At 35.9% G+C, this 17,053-nt stretch carries 35 protein-coding genes and 2 pseudogenes; all 37 read left to right on the forward strand.

The window, feature by feature from the left end; genetic code table 11:
- Position 1 precedes the first annotated feature (1 nt).
- The 37 genes and pseudogenes from BN999_RS00765 (at position 2) to BN999_RS00915 (ending at position 17,051) form a co-directional block, all read left to right on the forward strand.
- Positions 2-808, forward strand: a complete 807-nt coding sequence (locus BN999_RS00765; protein WP_096269478.1) for a DNA replication protein DnaD — start codon at positions 2-4, stop codon at positions 806-808.
- A gap of 12 nt (positions 809-820) precedes the next feature.
- Positions 821-1,615: an ATP-binding protein gene (locus tag BN999_RS00770; RefSeq protein ID WP_096269479.1), complete on the forward strand. Its 795-nt coding sequence runs from the start codon at positions 821-823 to the stop codon at positions 1,613-1,615.
- Positions 1,615-1,779, forward strand: a complete 165-nt coding sequence (locus tag BN999_RS20425) for a hypothetical protein (RefSeq protein WP_176481825.1) — start codon at positions 1,615-1,617, stop codon at positions 1,777-1,779. The genes BN999_RS00770 and BN999_RS20425 overlap by 1 nt, the downstream gene beginning before the upstream one ends.
- Positions 1,776-2,027: a hypothetical protein gene (locus BN999_RS00775; RefSeq protein ID WP_096269480.1), complete on the forward strand. Its 252-nt coding sequence runs from the start codon at positions 1,776-1,778 to the stop codon at positions 2,025-2,027. The genes BN999_RS20425 and BN999_RS00775 overlap by 4 nt, the downstream gene beginning before the upstream one ends.
- On the forward strand, positions 2,028-2,210 hold the full coding sequence (locus BN999_RS00780) for a hypothetical protein (protein WP_096269481.1): 183 nt from the start codon (positions 2,028-2,030) through the stop codon (positions 2,208-2,210).
- Between the two features lie 2 nt (positions 2,211-2,212).
- Positions 2,213-2,506 carry a hypothetical protein gene (locus BN999_RS00785; protein WP_096269482.1) on the forward strand — a complete coding sequence of 98 codons (294 nt, stop codon included), beginning with the start codon at positions 2,213-2,215 and terminating at the stop codon, positions 2,504-2,506.
- Positions 2,499-2,633, forward strand: a complete 135-nt coding sequence (locus BN999_RS20935) for a hypothetical protein (RefSeq protein ID WP_255247365.1) — start codon at positions 2,499-2,501, stop codon at positions 2,631-2,633. The genes BN999_RS00785 and BN999_RS20935 overlap by 8 nt, the downstream gene beginning before the upstream one ends.
- Before the next feature lie 5 nt (positions 2,634-2,638).
- On the forward strand, positions 2,639-2,848 hold the full coding sequence (locus BN999_RS00790) for a hypothetical protein (protein ID WP_096269483.1): 210 nt from the start codon (positions 2,639-2,641) through the stop codon (positions 2,846-2,848).
- Entirely contained in the window at positions 2,849-3,202 is a 354-nt protein-coding gene (locus BN999_RS00795; protein ID WP_096269484.1) for a hypothetical protein, read from the forward strand.
- 38 nt (positions 3,203-3,240) lie between these two features.
- On the forward strand, positions 3,241-3,729 hold the full coding sequence (locus tag BN999_RS00800) for a hypothetical protein (protein WP_096269485.1): 489 nt from the start codon (positions 3,241-3,243) through the stop codon (positions 3,727-3,729).
- A 59-nt stretch (positions 3,730-3,788) separates the two neighbouring features.
- A complete protein-coding gene (locus tag BN999_RS00805; protein WP_096269486.1) occupies positions 3,789-4,130 on the forward strand; it encodes a hypothetical protein in 342 nt (113 codons plus the stop codon).
- Positions 4,123-4,320 carry a hypothetical protein gene (locus tag BN999_RS00810; RefSeq protein ID WP_096269487.1) on the forward strand — a complete coding sequence of 66 codons (198 nt, stop codon included), beginning with the start codon at positions 4,123-4,125 and terminating at the stop codon, positions 4,318-4,320. Before BN999_RS00805 ends, BN999_RS00810 begins: the two co-directional genes overlap by 8 nt.
- A 36-nt stretch (positions 4,321-4,356) precedes the next feature.
- Entirely contained in the window at positions 4,357-4,479 is a 123-nt protein-coding gene (locus BN999_RS20940) for a hypothetical protein (RefSeq protein ID WP_255247366.1), read from the forward strand.
- 11 nt (positions 4,480-4,490) lie between these two features.
- Positions 4,491-4,796, forward strand: a complete 306-nt coding sequence (locus tag BN999_RS00815) for a MazG-like family protein (RefSeq protein ID WP_096269488.1) — start codon at positions 4,491-4,493, stop codon at positions 4,794-4,796.
- Positions 4,797-4,944: 148 nt separating this feature from the next.
- Positions 4,945-5,196: a hypothetical protein gene (locus BN999_RS00820; RefSeq protein ID WP_255247367.1), complete on the forward strand. Its 252-nt coding sequence runs from the start codon at positions 4,945-4,947 to the stop codon at positions 5,194-5,196.
- A gap of 96 nt (positions 5,197-5,292) precedes the next feature.
- Complete coding sequence (locus BN999_RS00825) at positions 5,293-5,454, forward strand: DUF3954 domain-containing protein (RefSeq protein ID WP_096269489.1); 162 nt, start codon at positions 5,293-5,295, stop codon at positions 5,452-5,454.
- On the forward strand, positions 5,451-5,606 hold the full coding sequence (locus tag BN999_RS20430) for a hypothetical protein (RefSeq protein ID WP_176481826.1): 156 nt from the start codon (positions 5,451-5,453) through the stop codon (positions 5,604-5,606). Before BN999_RS00825 ends, BN999_RS20430 begins: the two co-directional genes overlap by 4 nt.
- Positions 5,607-5,697: 91 nt before the next feature.
- Entirely contained in the window at positions 5,698-6,150 is a 453-nt protein-coding gene (locus BN999_RS00830) for an ArpU family phage packaging/lysis transcriptional regulator (protein ID WP_306418986.1), read from the forward strand.
- Positions 6,147-6,689, forward strand: coding sequence for a site-specific integrase (locus BN999_RS00835; RefSeq protein ID WP_096269490.1), 543 nt, complete (start codon positions 6,147-6,149; stop codon positions 6,687-6,689). Before BN999_RS00830 ends, BN999_RS00835 begins: the two co-directional genes overlap by 4 nt.
- A 177-nt stretch (positions 6,690-6,866) precedes the next feature.
- Positions 6,867-7,424, forward strand: coding sequence for a super-infection exclusion protein B (locus BN999_RS00840; protein ID WP_096269491.1), 558 nt, complete (start codon positions 6,867-6,869; stop codon positions 7,422-7,424).
- Positions 7,425-7,563: 139 nt separating this feature from the next.
- Positions 7,564-7,728, forward strand: coding sequence for a hypothetical protein (locus tag BN999_RS20435; RefSeq protein WP_176481827.1), 165 nt, complete (start codon positions 7,564-7,566; stop codon positions 7,726-7,728).
- Between the two features lie 51 nt (positions 7,729-7,779).
- Complete coding sequence (locus BN999_RS00845) at positions 7,780-8,142, forward strand: DUF2513 domain-containing protein (RefSeq protein ID WP_096269492.1); 363 nt, start codon at positions 7,780-7,782, stop codon at positions 8,140-8,142.
- A 55-nt stretch (positions 8,143-8,197) separates the two neighbouring features.
- Positions 8,198-8,776 (forward strand): hypothetical protein, encoded by a 579-nt coding sequence (locus tag BN999_RS00850; RefSeq protein ID WP_096269493.1) that lies wholly within the window; start codon positions 8,198-8,200, stop codon positions 8,774-8,776.
- Positions 8,773-9,066 carry a FlxA-like family protein gene (locus tag BN999_RS00855; protein WP_096269494.1) on the forward strand — a complete coding sequence of 98 codons (294 nt, stop codon included), beginning with the start codon at positions 8,773-8,775 and terminating at the stop codon, positions 9,064-9,066. Before BN999_RS00850 ends, BN999_RS00855 begins: the two co-directional genes overlap by 4 nt.
- A 36-nt stretch (positions 9,067-9,102) precedes the next feature.
- Complete coding sequence (locus tag BN999_RS00860) at positions 9,103-9,408, forward strand: HNH endonuclease (protein ID WP_096269495.1); 306 nt, start codon at positions 9,103-9,105, stop codon at positions 9,406-9,408.
- A gap of 157 nt (positions 9,409-9,565) precedes the next feature.
- Positions 9,566-9,721, forward strand: a pseudogene (locus BN999_RS21165) (helix-turn-helix domain-containing protein); the annotation flags it as partial.
- Between the two features lie 30 nt (positions 9,722-9,751).
- Positions 9,752-10,078: a hypothetical protein gene (locus tag BN999_RS21170; RefSeq protein WP_306418988.1), complete on the forward strand. Its 327-nt coding sequence runs from the start codon at positions 9,752-9,754 to the stop codon at positions 10,076-10,078.
- A gap of 3 nt (positions 10,079-10,081) precedes the next feature.
- Positions 10,082-11,752: a terminase TerL endonuclease subunit gene (locus BN999_RS00870; RefSeq protein WP_096269496.1), complete on the forward strand. Its 1,671-nt coding sequence runs from the start codon at positions 10,082-10,084 to the stop codon at positions 11,750-11,752.
- A 5-nt stretch (positions 11,753-11,757) separates the two neighbouring features.
- Entirely contained in the window at positions 11,758-12,900 is a 1,143-nt protein-coding gene (locus BN999_RS00875) for a phage portal protein (protein WP_096269497.1), read from the forward strand.
- A gap of 1 nt (position 12,901) precedes the next feature.
- Positions 12,902-13,096: pseudogene (locus BN999_RS00880) on the forward strand (Acb2/Tad1 domain-containing protein); the annotation flags it as partial.
- A gap of 15 nt (positions 13,097-13,111) precedes the next feature.
- Positions 13,112-13,828, forward strand: a complete 717-nt coding sequence (locus tag BN999_RS00885; RefSeq protein WP_096269499.1) for a head maturation protease, ClpP-related — start codon at positions 13,112-13,114, stop codon at positions 13,826-13,828.
- Between the two features lie 12 nt (positions 13,829-13,840).
- Complete coding sequence (locus tag BN999_RS00890; RefSeq protein WP_096269500.1) at positions 13,841-14,992, forward strand: phage major capsid protein; 1,152 nt, start codon at positions 13,841-13,843, stop codon at positions 14,990-14,992.
- A 53-nt stretch (positions 14,993-15,045) separates the two neighbouring features.
- Complete coding sequence (locus BN999_RS00895; protein ID WP_096269558.1) at positions 15,046-15,303, forward strand: hypothetical protein; 258 nt, start codon at positions 15,046-15,048, stop codon at positions 15,301-15,303.
- Complete coding sequence (locus BN999_RS00900) at positions 15,290-15,658, forward strand: phage head-tail adapter protein (RefSeq protein ID WP_096269501.1); 369 nt, start codon at positions 15,290-15,292, stop codon at positions 15,656-15,658. The genes BN999_RS00895 and BN999_RS00900 overlap by 14 nt, the downstream gene beginning before the upstream one ends.
- Complete coding sequence (locus tag BN999_RS00905) at positions 15,655-16,047, forward strand: hypothetical protein (RefSeq protein ID WP_096269502.1); 393 nt, start codon at positions 15,655-15,657, stop codon at positions 16,045-16,047. The genes BN999_RS00900 and BN999_RS00905 overlap by 4 nt, the downstream gene beginning before the upstream one ends.
- Entirely contained in the window at positions 16,047-16,430 is a 384-nt protein-coding gene (locus tag BN999_RS00910) for a hypothetical protein (RefSeq protein ID WP_096269503.1), read from the forward strand. The genes BN999_RS00905 and BN999_RS00910 overlap by 1 nt, the downstream gene beginning before the upstream one ends.
- A 12-nt stretch (positions 16,431-16,442) precedes the next feature.
- Complete coding sequence (locus BN999_RS00915; RefSeq protein WP_096269504.1) at positions 16,443-17,051, forward strand: major tail protein; 609 nt, start codon at positions 16,443-16,445, stop codon at positions 17,049-17,051.
- Positions 17,052-17,053 lie beyond the last annotated feature (2 nt).

Below are 17,053 nucleotides of genomic sequence, written 5' to 3' on the forward strand. Positions count from 1 at the left end.
AATGGCTAAGTTTAGAATGGTACACACGGAGTTCTGGGATGATCCAAAGGTAGTGGAGGAAATGACTCCAGAAGATAAATTGTTTTTCCTTTATCTTCTTACAAACTCAAATACTACACAAATAGGTATCTATCAGATTACTAAAAAGCAGATGGCCTTTGATACTGGGTATTCAATCGAAAGCATCAACTCTCTATTAGACAGATTTATCAAACATCACAAATTAATTATTTATAACCAAGAGACAAGAGAAATAGCAATCAAAAATTGGGGACGATATAACCTAAATCGAGGTGGAAAACCTATGATTGATTGTGTAACTTCTGAATTAAAAAGTGTGAAAGACGAATCATTAATTAATTTTGTGGCTGAGAACATAAAACACAGTGATATCAAGGGCTTGTACGATACGTACACGAGTCGGGGACAATATAAAGAAAAAGAAGAAGAAAAAGAAGAAGAAGATAAAGATAAAGAAAACCCGGTACGTGCTCTATTCGAGCACTATATATCCAAAAATATCATTGCTCATAAAAAGTTAACAAGTCCAATGAAAACCGCAATTAAATCTAGATTAAAAGATTACGAGTTTGATGAATTAATAAAAGCCATTGATAACTATGCATTTGTGCTAAACAGCCCAAATCATTGGTTTACTCATAAATACCCATTAGCAGACTTCATGAGAGATAAGGACGTAAGAAGATTTCTTGATGAAGCAGATCCTTTAAATAACTTCATGGAAAAGAGTTTTAGGCAAACAGATGGACAGGCATTCAGTTACGACCCTAATAAAGATGCATTTTAGGAGGCTCAAATTATGAAAGCATTTGGTGAATTGGTTAAAGAAAGCTTTCCAGTTGAAGAAGCAGGAGAGAAGACTTGTGAGGAATGCGGTGATTCTTACAAACTTTACAAGACACCTAGAGGAGTACTAGGAACTTGTAAAACATGTTCTAACAGGGAAGTTTTGAAGAAGTTTAATATTCCTACGCCTGAAGAGTATCGAAAGGGCAAAGAATTACATTTTATCGCAAGTTTTGAAAGAGTTCCACATGATTTAAAAGCAGCAACAGTTAATTCTTATCAACCTAATAACGACTCACAAATTAAGGCGAAACAAGCAGCAATTCAATATGTAAAAGAATTTGATGGTTATAAATCTATGACACTAGCAGGTACACCTGGTCTCGGTAAAAGTCATCTAGCTTATGCCATTTCTAAAGCAATTAAAGATAAAAAGCAAAAATCACTCTTTATCAAGGTTACGGATTTATTCGACCATATCAAGTCGACATACAGTCATCATTCAAATATTACAGAAGAACAGATATTTACCATGATAAATAATTTAGATTTGCTAGTGCTAGATGACATTGGTTCAGAATACGTGAAATCAAATGATACTGGTCATGAAACTTGGGCATCTGATGTACTATACAAAATATTTGATATGAGACTTACTAAAGCAACGGTATGCACTACTAATTATTCTGAAAGTGAATTGATTAAAAAATACGGAAATAACGGTCCCAGAATCATGTCTCGAATGATGAATAACGCTGTTGGGATTCGATTAGAGGGTGAGGATCACCGGAGAAAGGAGCGATTCTAATGTTTGGTATGAAATCAGTTATGGTATTTGACCCAAATGACTCTCAAACAGAAACAGAACGTAAATGGATTGAATGGAATCAACATAAAAGTGCTGTACAAGATAAGGCAGTTCCTACTGCAGAAGAGACAAGAAGGTATTTGCAAGAGCGTGGTCTAGCATGATAAACACTTTAATCAAAACACCACTGCATATCAAACAAACTGGAGATTATGTGATTCTCCTGGAAGATTTAGAGTTTGCCATGCCAAAAGATCAACTTAGAGAAATTACGCAACTGCATAATAACGGAATGAAACTAGAGGATATATCACAAGAAGTAAAGCGCAATGAATACGAGGTGTTAATTGCGCTGATGCATCAAGCGAAACGAGGGGTAAGAGTTAGGCCATTTGCCTATAGGAGGGGTTGAATGAAAACCATCTACCTAAAACGCAGAATAGAGAAGTTCTTTACTGATGGGATTAGCGAAGTCTTTGCTTTGTATGAAGATGTTGATGGTTATATTCACTTTAAAAATTGCTATGCAGATGCAGAAAAAGAGCAATTAGTAGAATCTCAGTTTTATAAAGAATATCGGGAAGTGGAGGGGTAAAGGTGACTGAGCAGGAGAGGTTGAAAGAGATTAAAGAGCTACTTGCAGAGCGTGATAAGTATGCGAATGTTGATGGTGAAACCGATTATTCGAATTACGACAAGTACATTACCATCTTGAATGATGATGGTCATATTGATTGGATGGTTGAACGATTAGAACATTGGAAGTCAGCATTTGAGAGCGAAAATAAAATTGCTGGTAAGTTACAAAGTAAATTAGAAAAGATGGAGAAAGAATTACTCTTCACTCAGGAAAGCTTGCATCAAACCTTAGCAGGTGATTCCAATGCCTAGAATCTTCTTCAAGGGCGAGAAATACCGTCCAGTGGTCACGATTAAGAAGCTTAAAGGCAAGACTCCTACAGTTCTTGAAGTTAGTGGAAGAAGGTATGTACTAGAACCTGAAGGAAAGCGCAGGTGATTCCAATGGCGCTCGAATGGAAGAAGAAAGAGTGGGGCGTTTACAAAGGTGATGAGTTTCTATTTATTGGATCTACGAAAGAATGCGCTAATAGGTTAGGGGTTTCAGAGAATACGATTTATTTTTACACCACAAACGCATATAAAAGGCGCATTGAAAAACGAAATGCTAAGAATCCTATCATTTTGGTGGATTTGGGGATTGAGGGTGATTGAATGAATCGTGATCAAATGAAAGAAGTAATGCTAAGCACGTTTTATGAATCATCGTATCGGCACTACATTGATAAAGGTTGGTTGATACCTGATGACTTCGAATCATTCCAAAACGCTGTCTACCGTATGCACAAAAATTCAGCTAGATCATTCAGGTATAACGGAAAACTGATTTCAGTAGACTTCGCAGCTGGTAGTGGTTGTGCAGTAGGCTGCCCAACTGATGAAAGGCGTATAACTGTCTATCTTGAAAGTGACGGAAAGTATGTGTTTGAGAAGTTTACTTTTACAGATTTTATTAAATCAATGTGGGAACGATTGAAAAATCAGGTTAAACAGTTAAGTCTCTTTTGAGACAAAATATGCGGTAAAAATTTGAGAGGAGAATGAAAATGCCAAATTGGGCAGAGGGAGTACTAAAAGTTAGAGGTACTAGGCAGGACATTAGAAAGTTTTTAGTTGAGGGGTTGGAACCATTAAATCCAAGAGCAGGAATATCAATGCTTAGGGGTGGGGAAATCGAACAACTTAAATCTGAAATCCAAGAAGATGACTGGGACTTAACAATGAAAGCTCCACATGGTTTCTATATTAAAGGCACCAGAAGAGCATTTATTGAAAGTGATATCTATTGGGAATTTGACGATAAGCATACCGAGGTATTAACAATTGAAGACTTTAAGCAAGCATGGGCGGTAATTCCTGAAAACTTTGTGGAAATTTCTAAAAAGTTCAACTTGGATATAAAGATATATACCTTCGAAAAGGGTATGGAGTTCAACCAAGACGTTGAGATTCATAAGGGTGAAATTGTTAAAAATAACGAAATAACATTTGATGATTATGAATGGGAATGTTTAATGCCACACTTAGGTGGTTAACTGTACAGTTCGGATAAAAAACGCTGAGTCAAAATGCGAAGCAGAGGAGGAAAATAATTATGTTTAGTGATACGGTTGAATGTCCTTATTGTGAACATGAAAATGATATGTCAGAGGGAACAGTTGACTTACCAAGTGATAATAAATTTGATCACGAATGCGAGAATTGCGAAAGAGAATTTGAGGTATTTGTTGAGTTCTATCCTTCTTACAGTAGTGGGGAAATAGAGTATGTTAATTGTGAGAAGTGCGGTAAAGAAACAAGAGATCCTGCTAAGAGAGGAAAGATATTCCCATTCCCCGAATCTCTTGATGGAAATGTATATTGTAAGTCTTGTTTTTTCAAAGGACACCATCTTGATGATGTTAGAAAGTTCGGCGAGGGTGGAATAAATGTTTAAAAAAGATTGGTTAGTAATTGCAGTATACAGAAAACAAGGCAAATTAAAAGCCTATGAAACAATAGTAAAAAATTCAACTAAAAAACAAGCAATCAACTCTGTTTATGACTATCTTTGTTGGAACAAATCGGGGTTGAAAACAGGCTTTAGAGATGTTGAAAAAGTGTTTGCAAGAAAACATACAGCTTAACGCACAGATCGGAGAAAAAGCGAGGGAGGGAAAAACTTGAAAACTAGTAAAGAAATCTTAATCGAAATTGGTTACAAACCAGAAGAAGTAAAAAACTGGACAGAAGAGGAATGTGAATCGGAATTGAGTTATGCAAGTGAAGGACAAGATAGCATATAGGAGGTAAATCTATGAATCTAATTGATTTAACTGAACACATTGAGCAATGGGCTATAGACAGAAAGTTAAACAATGCAGATCCACACAAGCAAGTATTGAAGCTAGGTGAAGAGTTTGGGGAGCTCTGCCAAGGTATAGTAAAGAACAACCCTATACAAGTATCTGACTCTATTGGTGACATGTATGTGGTATTAGTAATTTTATCAATGCAACTCGGGTTGAACATGGAAGATTGTGTAGAGCAAGCTTACGAAGAAATCAAAGACCGCAAAGGGAAAATGGTAAATGGCATCTATGTAAAAGAATCAGACCTATGATTAGGACATTGTACAAAACTCAAGAAGGGCAACTGTTGATTGCTACTGGCCATTTCACCAAAGAAGAAATTAAATCACTCATGAGAGCCGGTTATCGTTTTAGGGAACCAAATGTAAATAAACACGGAATAAGAGTGGAGGTGGCAAGGTGAGTTTAGAAGCATTAGACGAGCAATTGAAGCAAACAGAGATTACTGCTAGAAAAAATTACTTGATTCGTCAACTTAGAATTTTAGGGCTTGAACTAGCACCAGACGGTAGAATGCTAGAAGATTTGTCTCTGTACACTTTGGAATGGATGCATGTGGAGGAAAAGAATAAGGCTGCTAAGGCTTACGGAGAGACAGAACAGTTATTAAGAAGTAAATACATAGGGGGGATAGATGATGAAACCTTGTAAAGTTTGTCAGAAAAATCCGCAAAACCAAAGAAGCTGCTTATGTGATTCTTGTTTAAAACAAGCGATTAAAGAAGATTAACAACAGGGGGTCTTGAATTGAACAATAAGGCAGAAGTCAATCTAGAAGAAGAAGCTCTTTACCGGGTGAAAAATGGCAAACTAGAAAAACTAGATAAGCCAATAACAGGATTTGGGGAAGTAATTCAGAAGTGGCAGGATGGAAAGCTTGGAAGGTATGAGGTGAAGTATACAAAATGAAATATAAAGAATTACAGATAGTAAAACATTCATTGCAGCATTACATCACCCGACAAGGTGCTACACCAAAAGATGTTGAGCAAGAAAAACGTTTATTAGCAAAAGTCACTAATGAAGTTGATGAAATGAAAAATAAATACAATATAAAATAAGGCTACTGGAACAACCAGGGCACTGATGAAGACTAATACTGGTCTTTGTTGGTGTCTTTTTTTTAATATACCAAAAGGGGTGTCGGAAGTTATGCAGATGTCATTTAGATTACCAACTATTGATAAGGATGCAACAAGAGATGCAGTAGATAGAGAACTAGGAAAATATAGAATGTACTTGTTAATGGATCCAGAGGAGAATGAGCCAAAAATCACGTCACAATTTAAATTGGTAGCATCTGCACCAAGTAATGCATTTCATTCCACCACAGAAGACACAGCAATAAGAAGAATAGACCAGGAAAGAAAGCGACAGGAGTTCATTAGTAAGATACAAAGGGCAGTTAATCGATTATCGTACCAGGAAAGAGAAATAATGATTAAACGGTACCTTACTGAAGATGAAGTATATGATTATGAAGTATATAACGACATTGGAATTAGTGAAAGAAAGTATTACCGTATCAAATCAAGAGCATTTTACAAGCTTGCTCTTATTCTAAAAATAGAGGTTTATCTTGAAGAAAGTGGTGAGGCGAGTTGAATTTCGTACAGCCAATTAGAGACCCAGAAGTCATAAGAGAAGTTAAGAAATATCTAAAAGAACAGAATGAACGGAATTACATGTTATTTGTTACTGGTATCAATTCAGGACTACGTATATCTGATATCCTTCCTTTACGTGTATCAGATGCTAAAAAATCTTACTTCAAGATTACTGAGATTAAAACTGGAAAAGACAAATATCTAGATATGACTCCTCAGTTGCAGAGAGAATTTAAGAAGTATATTGAAGGTAAAGAGGACCATGAATTTCTTTTTAAGAGCCGAGAAGGTATTAATAAACCAATCGGTAGGAGTATGGCCTACAAGATACTTCGAAAGGCTGCAAACCATGTTGATTTGATTGATATAGGCACTCACACATTACGAAAGACATTCGGTTATCACTTATATAAACAAACAGGAGACGTCGCATTACTCCAAAAGATATTAAATCACTCTGATCCAGCATTCACATTAAGGTATATCGGAATTGACCAGGACGAACAAAATAAAGCAATAAGAAACTTTAAAATATAAGCCATCCATTCAATTGGAGGCTTTTTACTTTGTCTCTTAACCTATCAGTTATCCATATTTTATTAACGTGTAACTCATTTTAGTAGATTGTGATAGAATTATGATTATCAAGGGGTCTAGCCTTTCGGCTAGTTCAACACAATATAAGATATGGGTAACTGATAAGGGGAGATAGATATGGGTTCAGGAGTGAAGTTTGACGTAATTGAATTTTTAAAGTTAGCACCTAAATACTTTTTACCATTACTGTTATTTTCGGCAATGATAATATTTATACCTGGTAACTGGTTAGAGTATCTTCATCTTGATTCAATTGTTGCAGAATATAGATGGATACCTTCGATATTATTTATATTCTCACTATCAATGTTTATTGGCGGTATATTACTAAAAGTTTATGACGAAATGAATAAAAAAATTAGAAACAAAAGATTAAATAAAAACATAAAGAATAAATTAAAAAATCTATCGAATACTCAAAGAAATATTTTATTAAGATTTGTGGAAGAAGACGTGAATAGCGTGCCCTTACCGGTGTCTAACGGGGAAGTTGCTGATTTAGAAAATAATTTAATAGTATATAGAGCTACACGCATTTCTAATGATATAGGTGAAGATGGGTATTATTTTGATTACTGTTTGCAGCCGTTAGCTGAGAAAATAATCAAAAATAATATAAGATTAATTAAAAGTGGCAGACAAATGGCAGAAAAAAAGCAGAGCATTTACAAATAAATAAGATATGATTGTATTGTAGGAAAGTTTATATGAAGGCATCTCACTATTATAGCGGTGAGGTGCCTTTTTCTATGGGTAGCGTTTGAGGGATATTGGAGCGTTGGTGGGGACGCTTGATTATATGAGGTGATGATATATGAAACTAGCAGATCATCTTAGCAAAGAACAACGCAAGAAGCTAAATAAACATAGACATAAAAAGCAACAAAAAGAAAAAGTTAACTGGCACGACATTATGGGTGTGAATAGAGATACCTATAAGCGTGGTCGTGGTGGGGCATATCGTTCTAATAAAAAATAAAGGAATATCCTTCTTTTTGTCGAACTAAGTAGATGGAAAGGAGGTCTAATAATGAGAAGAGATATGGAATTGGTTAGAAAAATCTTGATTGAAATATCCGAGGGTAAATATAAAATGGATATTAAGTTGAACTCCGATGAAAACAGACTATATTATTATCACTTGGAAATTATGAGAGATGCAGGGTTAATCTCCTTTAGAGACAGTGGTTATAAAGGAGGAGTGTTAATATCCAATGATCCTAAACTTACCTGGTTAGGTAATGATTATCTAGATTCCATTTCAAACGAAGGTGTTTGGTCAAAAACTAAAAATGTAATAAAAGAAAGAGGAATGGAATTATCAAATGTTCCTTTTGAGATTGTATCAGAACTTGCGAAAATGCAACTAAAAAAGTGGATAGGAATGGAATAAGCATCTCATTATGAGGTGCTTTTTTATATTTAGAAAATAAAAAGGAGTGTTGATCATGGCTGACTATAAGTCGAGCGAAGGTAAAAGGATGAGCGTTATATATTACTGTATTGATTGCAATCACGAGTATCGAGAAATTACATTCGATAAAAAGGAATATAAAGAAGTGTTGGTTTGTCCTAATTGCAAAGGTAAGGTAGTTGATAGGTGGAAAGTTTCTAAATACGCTGGTGGAGCTGATTTTGCACATAGTAAAGACTTTACTGTTGAAACACAATTAGACATTAACGGAACAATCAAAGGATTAAAAGCAATCCAACGAGAAGCTAAGAAAGCAACTGCTTCATTGAAGGAACTGGAAGAACAAAAGAAAGAAAGTAATCGAGATGTGTTGATTAAAACACTTGCTGGATTACATGGTGTTCCAAAAGAGAAATTGAATAACACTGAAATAAAATTTACACCTTTGTCAAAAGTTGAAGGATTTAAACCGAATGAAGTTGTCTTTGATGAAATGCATTCAACTTGCCCTAAATGTGGTAGTACTAATACTGAAATCATTGAAGTAAAGTCTGCACCAAAAGAACTTTATGCAAGAGAATCGAAGTGCTTAGATTGTGGGTATTCAATATGACTAAACCATTAACCGGACTATGTGATTTCTGTGGAAAAATAACAGATATCAAATTCAAAGTAGAAAAGTACCCGAACAAATTAGAAGAAACATACTTCGAATGTGAGTTTTGTCATTTTCATTTCACCTGTTTTGTAACTGATGCTTGGGTAAGGAAAAAGCAAAAGGAAATTAAAAATCTTAGAACATCATTAGGAATTACAACTGAACAACTTGAAGAGAAGCAAGAGAAGATTAATAGTCGAATGAAACTATTGAAACAACAAATAGCAAAGAAAAAGAGCATCTAATTCTATTAGGTGTTTTTATTTTGGTGGTGAGATTGCATGGTTGAATATAAAACTGCTAAACAAAAAAAGACCTTTTATAATTCAGGCTCTTGGAAATCGCTACGTAAACAGGCATTGGAGAGGGACAACTATGAGTGCCAGGTGTGCAAGCGTGCAGGGAGTTATAACCATGGACAGAACGTCCATCACATTAAGGAGATAGAGTTCTTCCCAAAGCTTGCACTTGAACTAGATAACTTGGAGACACTTTGCATTAACTGTCATAACCAGGAACACGGTCGAACATTTGATAAGTTACGACAGAATCCGAACAAGAAGCAGTGGAATGACGAGAAATGGTAGACCCCCCGGTCAAAAGATTCGACAATATTTTCGTTAATGGAGACCGGGGAGTGGGGTCAACTCTGCAGATGAAACAGAAAAAATATACCCCTCCTACCCCCTGGGGGAGTGCAGAAAGAAGGTGATTGGTTTGGATAAACAAAAAGTTGGTTTTCGAATGCGCGATAAAAGAAAAGAAAAAAAGATGACACAAGTTGATTTTGCAAAGAAAGTAGGTATATCAACAAATTATTATGCCAGTATCGAACAGGGAAAAAACTCACCAAGTTTAGATGTTTTGGCAAGAGTGGCAAAAGCATTGGATGTATCTGTACTTTATTTATTAAACGACAGAATTGATGATATGGAAAATCGAGTGGAATCAGAAGCTAAAAGATTAAAAAATCTTTTCAAAAACATTCCTAAAACTCAACTGGATGTTGCAGAAGGATTAATCACTCAAGCTGCGCGATTGAGAATTTTACTGGATGATAACTGGAAAGATATCCTTGAAAACGGGGAATATGAAAAGTTTTCTCAAAGTGAAAACCAAGTTCCTTATGATCGTAAGAGGCCTATTGTTGAGAATTATGATAACCGCGATAAAACATATCAATCAATCATTAAACAACTAAACGATTTATTGCCACAATCCAAACCGGATAGGAAATCAAAGCTGTTGGGTCGATAGCTTATGCTCCATAACAAGTACGTTGAAGATTATATAAAAAAATGGAAATGTGGCAAGATTTTACTTAATAAAAAGAGAATACTCTTAATCGCATTGATTGAAAAACATATACTACCTCGAGATGATCTTTATTATTTTGATGATGAACAAATTGAAAACTATATAGAGTTTAGTGAGACCTGGTACTTCGAACTAGATGAATGGGAAACCTTTATAGCCCCATTCATTTTTTTGTTTCAAAAAGAAGATGATGAACCTGTATTTGATGAGTTTGTTATAAATATGGGTCGTGGTGGTGGGAAGAATGGTTTTATTTCCACTCTTGCTAACTATTTTATTAGTCCTTTACATGGGATAGATTATTATGATGTATCTATTGTTGCTAACTCTGAAAAACAAGCTAAACGCAGTTTCCAAGAATGTTACCGGGTGATAAATAAAAAAGGTAATGAAGATTTGCTTGAAGAATTTGAAGCTTATAAAAGCAGCATAACTGGCATAGATACACAGTCCGTATTTGAATATAAAACAAGTAATGCTGGTTCCCAAGATGGTGGTCGTGAAGGTGCTGTTATTTATGATGAATATCACGAAATGGAAACAACCGAAATTGTAGATGTTTTCTCTGGCGGTCTAGGTAAGGTTGATTGTGGCCGTCAATTCTTTATAGGTACCAAAGGTTTTGTCAGAGATGGTTACTTTGACATTAAGTATCGTGAATGTGAGGACATCTTAAACGGAGTAACAGAATTTAAAGGCGTATTTCCTTATATTTGTGAATTGGATGCAATTGAGGAAATGGACGATCCTGCAAATTGGGCAAAAGCAAATCCAGCATTACAAGAGCCATTGAATAAACGCGGTAAGCGACTCTTTACAAAAGTTATGAAACAGTATAAAAAATTGGCAACAGAACCCTCTGGTCGCGCAGCGTTTGTAACAAAGCGTATGAACTTCTTAGAAGAAGACATGGAGCATTCTGTTGCGAGTTGGGAAGAAATAAAGGCTACTAACAGACCTTTTTTTAAACTCGATACAAAGCCAATCGGCTCCCTAGATTTTGGTAGCGTAAGAGATTTCGCATCCTGCGGATTATTATTTAGAAAAGGTGATGAGTACGCCTTTAAAACGTTTAGTTTTGCAATCAAGCATTTTTGTGATGTGCATTACGGGTACTCTAACTCCGCCAATAATTCAGGAACAGAAAAGAAAGCACCGATAAAGGAATGGGAAAAGCAAGGTTTAATGAAGGTTATTGATGAACCATCATTAAATCCAATGCATATTGTTAATTGGTTTATCGATGCGCGTGAACAATATGGAGTTGAGAAAATAATAGCTGATAATTACAAATTGGATATATTGAGACCTTTACTTGAGGAACAAGGTTTTGAAGTGGAAAGTATTAGGCGTCCAACCAGTATTCATCCTTTATTAGCCCCTCGAGTAGAAGATGGATTTGCAAATCACAAGTTTATTTTTGGGGACAATCCATTAATGCGCTGGTATACAAATAATGTTTATGTTAAGGAAACAAGTGCTGGAAAGATATTTGAGAAAAAAGAAGAAGTAAAACGTAAAACAGATGGATTCCAGGCTTTTATCCATGCACTATACCGAGCTGGTGAATTAGACGAGGGTGAGGAATTTATCGTGGATGATATTGACTTTTAGGGGAGGTGAGGAACATAGGACTATTTGATGTTTTCAAAAAAAATAGCGAATTGGAATTAATGCTTGATTTGGATTTACTCGAAGGTGTTTCCGATAGAATACAGATGAAGCAGATGGCTATTCAAACCTGTATAAATTTAATAGCAAAAACTATTAGTATGTCTGAATTTCGGGTGAAAAAAAGGAAGGAATATATTAAAAACGAAACTTATTATCGTTTAAATGTAAAGCCAAATTTAAACCAAGCCGCAGCAACATTTTGGGAGCAAGTCATCTACAAATACGTTTATGATAATGAATGTTTAATTATCATTACTGATACGCAAGATCTATTGGTAGCTGACTCATTCACCAAAAAGGAATATGCGGTCTATGGCGATGTTTTTACAGACGTTGTAGTTAAAGGTCATGAGTTTAGGCGCTCATTTAAACGTGATGAGGTCTTCTATATTGAATTTAACAATAAAAATCTCACCCCAATTATGGATGGCCTATATGCCGATTATGGTGAACTATTTGGAAGAACAATAAACGCTCATAAGCGAAAAAGCCAAATACGTGGGACGGTTGATATTGAAGGACTATCTGGTACCACTGATGAGAAAAGAGAAAAAATCCAAAAGTTTGTCGATAAAGTATACAAGGCTTTTACGGATAAAGACATTGCGGTTGTGCCGCAACAAAAAGGGTTTAAATACCAGGAACATAGCAAATATCAACAATCGTTGTCTGTAGATGAAGTGGACAAAGTGGCGGATGGTTTTCTGAAAAAAGTTGCTAGGGCATTGAATATTCCCCCGGCATTAGTTCTTGGTGAAATGGCAGATGTTGAAAAACCAACAAGAAACTTTATGCTTTTTTGCATTGATCCCATTGTGAAGAAAATTAAAGACGAGTTTACAGGAAAGATGTTTACTAGAACTGAATTCTTTGAAGGAGAGCAAATTGATATCCGTAGACCTTCTTACCGTGATATTTTCGACCTTGCAGCTGCAGTTGATAAGCTACGAGCAGGTGGAATGTACAACGGTAATGAATTACGAGACAAGTTAGGGGATGAACCAGTTGATGATCCAATTCTTGAGAGATATTATATCACGAAAAACTACACTGAGGATTCACTAGAAGGGGGTGGTACAGATGAATGATCAGATTGAAAACAATTTCAGGTATCATGCTCCGAAACCTGGACAAGTAGAGTTGTATACAGAAATCAGAGAGCAAACGAAACAATTAGCTTTGTATATAGATATACATTGTCCCAATTCAAGAGAAAAGTCATTAGCAATAACAAAGCTAGAAGAAGCAGTAATGTGGGCTAATGCTTCTATTGCTAGGAATTAAAGGGGGTGAATATACGTGAAGCATAAAATCAAAGGCGATATTATTAGTTGGAATTCTAGTATTTGGGATTTTAATTACAAAATGAAATCAATAAAAGAGGATGAAGATATCGAACTTGCTATTAATTCTTATGGCGGAGATATGTTTTTAGGGATTGATATTGGCAATACATTAAAAGAACATAAAGGATTTGTTACTGTAGTAATTACTGGAATTGCAGCAAGCGCAGCGGGAGTAATAGCTATGGGGGCGAATAAAATAAAAATGTATTCCAATACCCAATTCATGCTACATGAACCTTGGACTATCGCTAGAGGTAATTCTAAGCAATTGAGAAAAGTCGCAGATGATTTAGAAAAACATAATCACTCTGCACTAAAGTCCTATACTCATAGAGTAGATGAAGATACGGTCAAGAAATTAATGGAGAAGGAAAGTTACTTAACTGCAGAGGAAGCTCTTCAATATGGTTTTATTGATGAGATTATTGATGGTGAACCTGAAAAAGTTGAGTCACAGTTGTTCCAGAATAAAGCGATGGAGTTTAATAATAAAATTATTTCTTCTCCACCAGCTGCAGCATCGTCAATTGAATCGTTAGATGCAGATATGATTAAGTCAATGTTTGAAGAAATGGAAAAAAAGTTAATAAACAAGCTTAAACCAAAAGAGCCTGAACAAGAACCTGTTCCAAAGCAGAGTCTATCAGCGCTCTTTTTAAATTTAAAATAGAGGAGAATGAAAATGCCAATTAAATTTACAAATTTTGAAGAACAAAAATTAGCTTTTGCTAAAGCAACACAGGAGGGTACTCCAGAGGAACAAACAGAAGCATTAAACGGTATGCTTAATGCACTTGCTGCAGATGTACAAAAGGACATTCTAAACGAAGTTAATACACGCATGGCTGATAATAGTGTTCTTCAGTCTCGTGGTCAAAACGTTTTAACAAGTGAAGAGCACAAGTTCTTTAATGCGGTAGTTGAAGATGGCGGTTTTAAAGAAACTGAAACTCTACCGAAAACAACTCAAGAGAGAATTTTTGACGAGTTAGTCAAGGAGCACCCATTATTAAATCATCTAGGTTTACAAAACCTTGGTGCTGTAACAGAATTTATTTTCTCTGATCCATCAGGTGCAGCAATTTGGGGTCCATTATTTGGGGATATTAAAGGTCAATTAAATGCTGCATTTAGAAAAGAATCTATCACTCAACTTAAATTAACAGCGTTTATTCCATTAGCAAATGACATGTTAAAACTAGGTCCAGCTTGGGTAGAGCGTTACGTTAGAACTATTATTAAAGAGGCAATGGCTGTTGGACTTGAAAAAGGTTTTGTTGCTGGAACAGGCAAAGAAGAACCTATTGGATTATTGAAAAACCCTGCGGGAAGTGTTGTTGATGGAGTTTATCCTGATAAAGCATCTGCTGGAACACTTACATTTGAGCCAGGGCGCAAGACAATTAATGAACTGCGTGATGTTATGAAGCTTCTTGCTAAAAAGTTAAAGGGTGATGGAACAACTGACGCAGATGAACCTAAAAAGATTGCTGGGAAAGTGGTTATGGTGACAAACCCATTTGATACATTTGATGTTCAAGCGAATGCTACAATTCAAAATGCATCTGGAGCTTATGTGACTAACTTACCATTCAACCCAATTCCAACTGAATCAATCTTTGTACCACAAGGAAAAATCCTATTCTTTGTTAAAGGTGAGTATACAGCCGCACTAGGTGGAAGTGAGCCAGTTAAAAAATACACTGAGACTATGGCTTTAGAAGACGCTACACTATTTATCCAAAAGCAATATGCTACAGGTAAACCAAAAGATAAATATGCTTCTCAAGTATATGATTTGAATTTAGCACTTGAAGAACCAGTAGGAGTATAAGAGAGGTGATCTAATTGGTCACACCAACAATAGTAGAAGAATTTAAAGAGCGAATGCATATTGCCCATAGTGGAGAGGATGACAATCTTAAAAGGATGTTGTCCTCTTCATTTGCTTATATCAAAAGTGTGTGTGGTGAGTTTAATCTATCGGGTGAACTCGATACAGATTTAAGAGCAAAAGAGTTAGTCTTTGAGCGTGCGCGATATGCCTATAACGATGCATTAGAATACTTCGACAAGAATTTTCTGAGTGATATTCACACCTTATCATTCGATATGTTAAAGGATGATGACCATGCAACCGTTTGAGTATAAACCACCACGTATCAAAACAGGTGATTTACGGGTCCCTGTAACGTTTTTTGAGTATGCCCCTAATGATGGTCCCGAACCCGGCGAAAATGCCAAGAAAGTATTATTTCAATGTCTTGCAAAGGTCGATAATGTTTGGATGAAGGACTTGGAGCAAGCCAAAACAAACGGAACTATTGAGGATGTCACTATCACCATTCGGGATCCATTGGACGATTATTTGCCATCCAATAAACACTATATCGAAATCGATGCTAGAGGATACCGGGACAAACACTTTAATGTTAAGGCTGATTTTCCAGATCCTCAAAATAGTGCATTCATTAAGATTGTTGGTGGTATAAGGTCATGAGTGTAAAGATTAGAGGACTCGACAAGCTGCTAAACGAACTGGAAACAAGACTTGGAAAAGATGGTATGCAGCGTATAAGCGATAAAGCTTTAATAGATGCAGCCAATGAATTTGTCAAAACCCTTAAATCTGAATTCGAAAGCTTTAAGGACCAGGGCTACAGTATTGAAGAAATCACTATCACAGGACCCGAATGGATTAATAATGTTCGAACAGTAAAAGTTCATTGGAAGGGCCCACATGGGCGTTACCGCATAATCCACTTAAATGAGTGGGGCACAATTAGGAACCCTAATCCTCGAGGTAAAGGTGCTATTGCCCGTGCTATGAAAAACAGTGAAAAGGCTTATCGTGATGCAGTGCGTAAGGCATTAAGGAGTGGTCTCTAATGGATATTTTATCGATAGTTTACAATCGATTAATAGCTGATAATTTCATCAAAGAAAAGGCATTTGGTAGAATCAAATATTACGAATATCCAGAGACTGGTGAAGTAGATAAGCCTTTCATTATCATTGATCCACTTGATGACGGTAGCCCTATTAATTTTGCAGATAATACCTGGACTAAGTTGGATTTCCTAATTCAAATGGATGTATGGTCATCTAATCGATTAGATACTTTGAATCTAGCAAATGCGATTAGAGATTTAATGTGGAATGAGTTTGGTTTCAAACAAATTAAGGGACCAAATGAATATGATGATGGTGTTTTCAGAAAAGCAGATAGATACCGAGGTACACTGTACCGAGAAAATTTTGATAATTTATAAGGAGTGATTAATTTGGCAGGCGAAGAAAAAAACTACCGCGCTTCCACAGGCGTTGAAGAGTTTTACTATGGACCTATTGGTGCAAATAACGTTGCTACGGCAATTGAGCGCGTTAAGTTTTTACAAAATATAAACGTAGAAATGCCTCAAGAAATAGTACGTGCTTATGGTGATAATACAACTGCGGAAATGGCTGTTACAAGTGGAAATGTTTCCGTCACATCTGATTTTCATAAAGTTCCGATTGAGGATAAACAAAAGTTACTAGGCTGGGAAACAGTTGAAGGATTGACTGCAGCTGGAAGCAATGACAACCCACCTTATGTTGCGGTTATTTTTGCAAAAACATTCGAAGATGGGTCTCGGGAATACGTGGGATTACCAAAAGGTATGTTTACACGTCCAAATATTAATGGAGCAACAAAAGGAGAAACAACAACATTTTCAACTGAGCAAATTGTAGCTCAATTCATGGACCGTAAAGTTGATGGGTTTTCAGATGAGAAATCTGTAATTTTTGCTCAAGATGCAAAAGGGGAAACTACCAATCGTGATGCGCTATTCTTAAAAGTATTTGGATTACCATATCCTACTGAAGCAGCAGCACCAGAGGGGGCGTAAGA

The organism is Paucisalibacillus globulus (assembly GCF_900184735.1).
GTDB lineage: Bacteria > Bacillota > Bacilli > Bacillales > Amphibacillaceae > Ornithinibacillus > Ornithinibacillus globulus_B.

Coding starts and splice junctions, on each gene's coding strand:
- BN999_RS00850 (WP_096269493.1), top strand. CDS start 8,198: ATGGCTGACTATAAGTCGAGCGAAGGTAAAAGGATGAGCGTTATATAT.
- BN999_RS00815 (WP_096269488.1), top strand. CDS start 4,491: ATGAATCTAATTGATTTAACTGAACACATTGAGCAATGGGCTATAGAC.
- BN999_RS00830 (WP_306418986.1), top strand. CDS start 5,698: ATGCAGATGTCATTTAGATTACCAACTATTGATAAGGATGCAACAAGA.
- BN999_RS00805 (WP_096269486.1), top strand. CDS start 3,789: ATGTTTAGTGATACGGTTGAATGTCCTTATTGTGAACATGAAAATGAT.
- BN999_RS00790 (WP_096269483.1), top strand. CDS start 2,639: ATGGCGCTCGAATGGAAGAAGAAAGAGTGGGGCGTTTACAAAGGTGAT.
- BN999_RS00795 (WP_096269484.1), top strand. CDS start 2,849: ATGAATCGTGATCAAATGAAAGAAGTAATGCTAAGCACGTTTTATGAA.
- BN999_RS00905 (WP_096269502.1), top strand. CDS start 15,655: ATGAGTGTAAAGATTAGAGGACTCGACAAGCTGCTAAACGAACTGGAA.
- BN999_RS20430 (WP_176481826.1), top strand. CDS start 5,451: ATGAAATATAAAGAATTACAGATAGTAAAACATTCATTGCAGCATTAC.
- BN999_RS00780 (WP_096269481.1), top strand. CDS start 2,028: ATGAAAACCATCTACCTAAAACGCAGAATAGAGAAGTTCTTTACTGAT.
- BN999_RS00800 (WP_096269485.1), top strand. CDS start 3,241: ATGCCAAATTGGGCAGAGGGAGTACTAAAAGTTAGAGGTACTAGGCAG.
- BN999_RS20425 (WP_176481825.1), top strand. CDS start 1,615: ATGTTTGGTATGAAATCAGTTATGGTATTTGACCCAAATGACTCTCAA.
- BN999_RS20435 (WP_176481827.1), top strand. CDS start 7,564: ATGAAACTAGCAGATCATCTTAGCAAAGAACAACGCAAGAAGCTAAAT.
- BN999_RS00810 (WP_096269487.1), top strand. CDS start 4,123: ATGTTTAAAAAAGATTGGTTAGTAATTGCAGTATACAGAAAACAAGGC.
- BN999_RS00855 (WP_096269494.1), top strand. CDS start 8,773: ATGACTAAACCATTAACCGGACTATGTGATTTCTGTGGAAAAATAACA.
- BN999_RS00860 (WP_096269495.1), top strand. CDS start 9,103: ATGGTTGAATATAAAACTGCTAAACAAAAAAAGACCTTTTATAATTCA.
- BN999_RS00840 (WP_096269491.1), top strand. CDS start 6,867: ATGGGTTCAGGAGTGAAGTTTGACGTAATTGAATTTTTAAAGTTAGCA.
- BN999_RS00870 (WP_096269496.1), top strand. CDS start 10,082: ATGCTCCATAACAAGTACGTTGAAGATTATATAAAAAAATGGAAATGT.
- BN999_RS00775 (WP_096269480.1), top strand. CDS start 1,776: ATGATAAACACTTTAATCAAAACACCACTGCATATCAAACAAACTGGA.
- BN999_RS21170 (WP_306418988.1), top strand. CDS start 9,752: ATGGAAAATCGAGTGGAATCAGAAGCTAAAAGATTAAAAAATCTTTTC.
- BN999_RS00890 (WP_096269500.1), top strand. CDS start 13,841: ATGCCAATTAAATTTACAAATTTTGAAGAACAAAAATTAGCTTTTGCT.
- BN999_RS00895 (WP_096269558.1), top strand. CDS start 15,046: ATGCATATTGCCCATAGTGGAGAGGATGACAATCTTAAAAGGATGTTG.
- BN999_RS00900 (WP_096269501.1), top strand. CDS start 15,290: ATGCAACCGTTTGAGTATAAACCACCACGTATCAAAACAGGTGATTTA.
- BN999_RS00770 (WP_096269479.1), top strand. CDS start 821: ATGAAAGCATTTGGTGAATTGGTTAAAGAAAGCTTTCCAGTTGAAGAA.
- BN999_RS00910 (WP_096269503.1), top strand. CDS start 16,047: ATGGATATTTTATCGATAGTTTACAATCGATTAATAGCTGATAATTTC.
- BN999_RS20935 (WP_255247365.1), top strand. CDS start 2,499: ATGCCTAGAATCTTCTTCAAGGGCGAGAAATACCGTCCAGTGGTCACG.
- BN999_RS00765 (WP_096269478.1), top strand. CDS start 2: ATGGCTAAGTTTAGAATGGTACACACGGAGTTCTGGGATGATCCAAAG.
- BN999_RS00845 (WP_096269492.1), top strand. CDS start 7,780: ATGAGAAGAGATATGGAATTGGTTAGAAAAATCTTGATTGAAATATCC.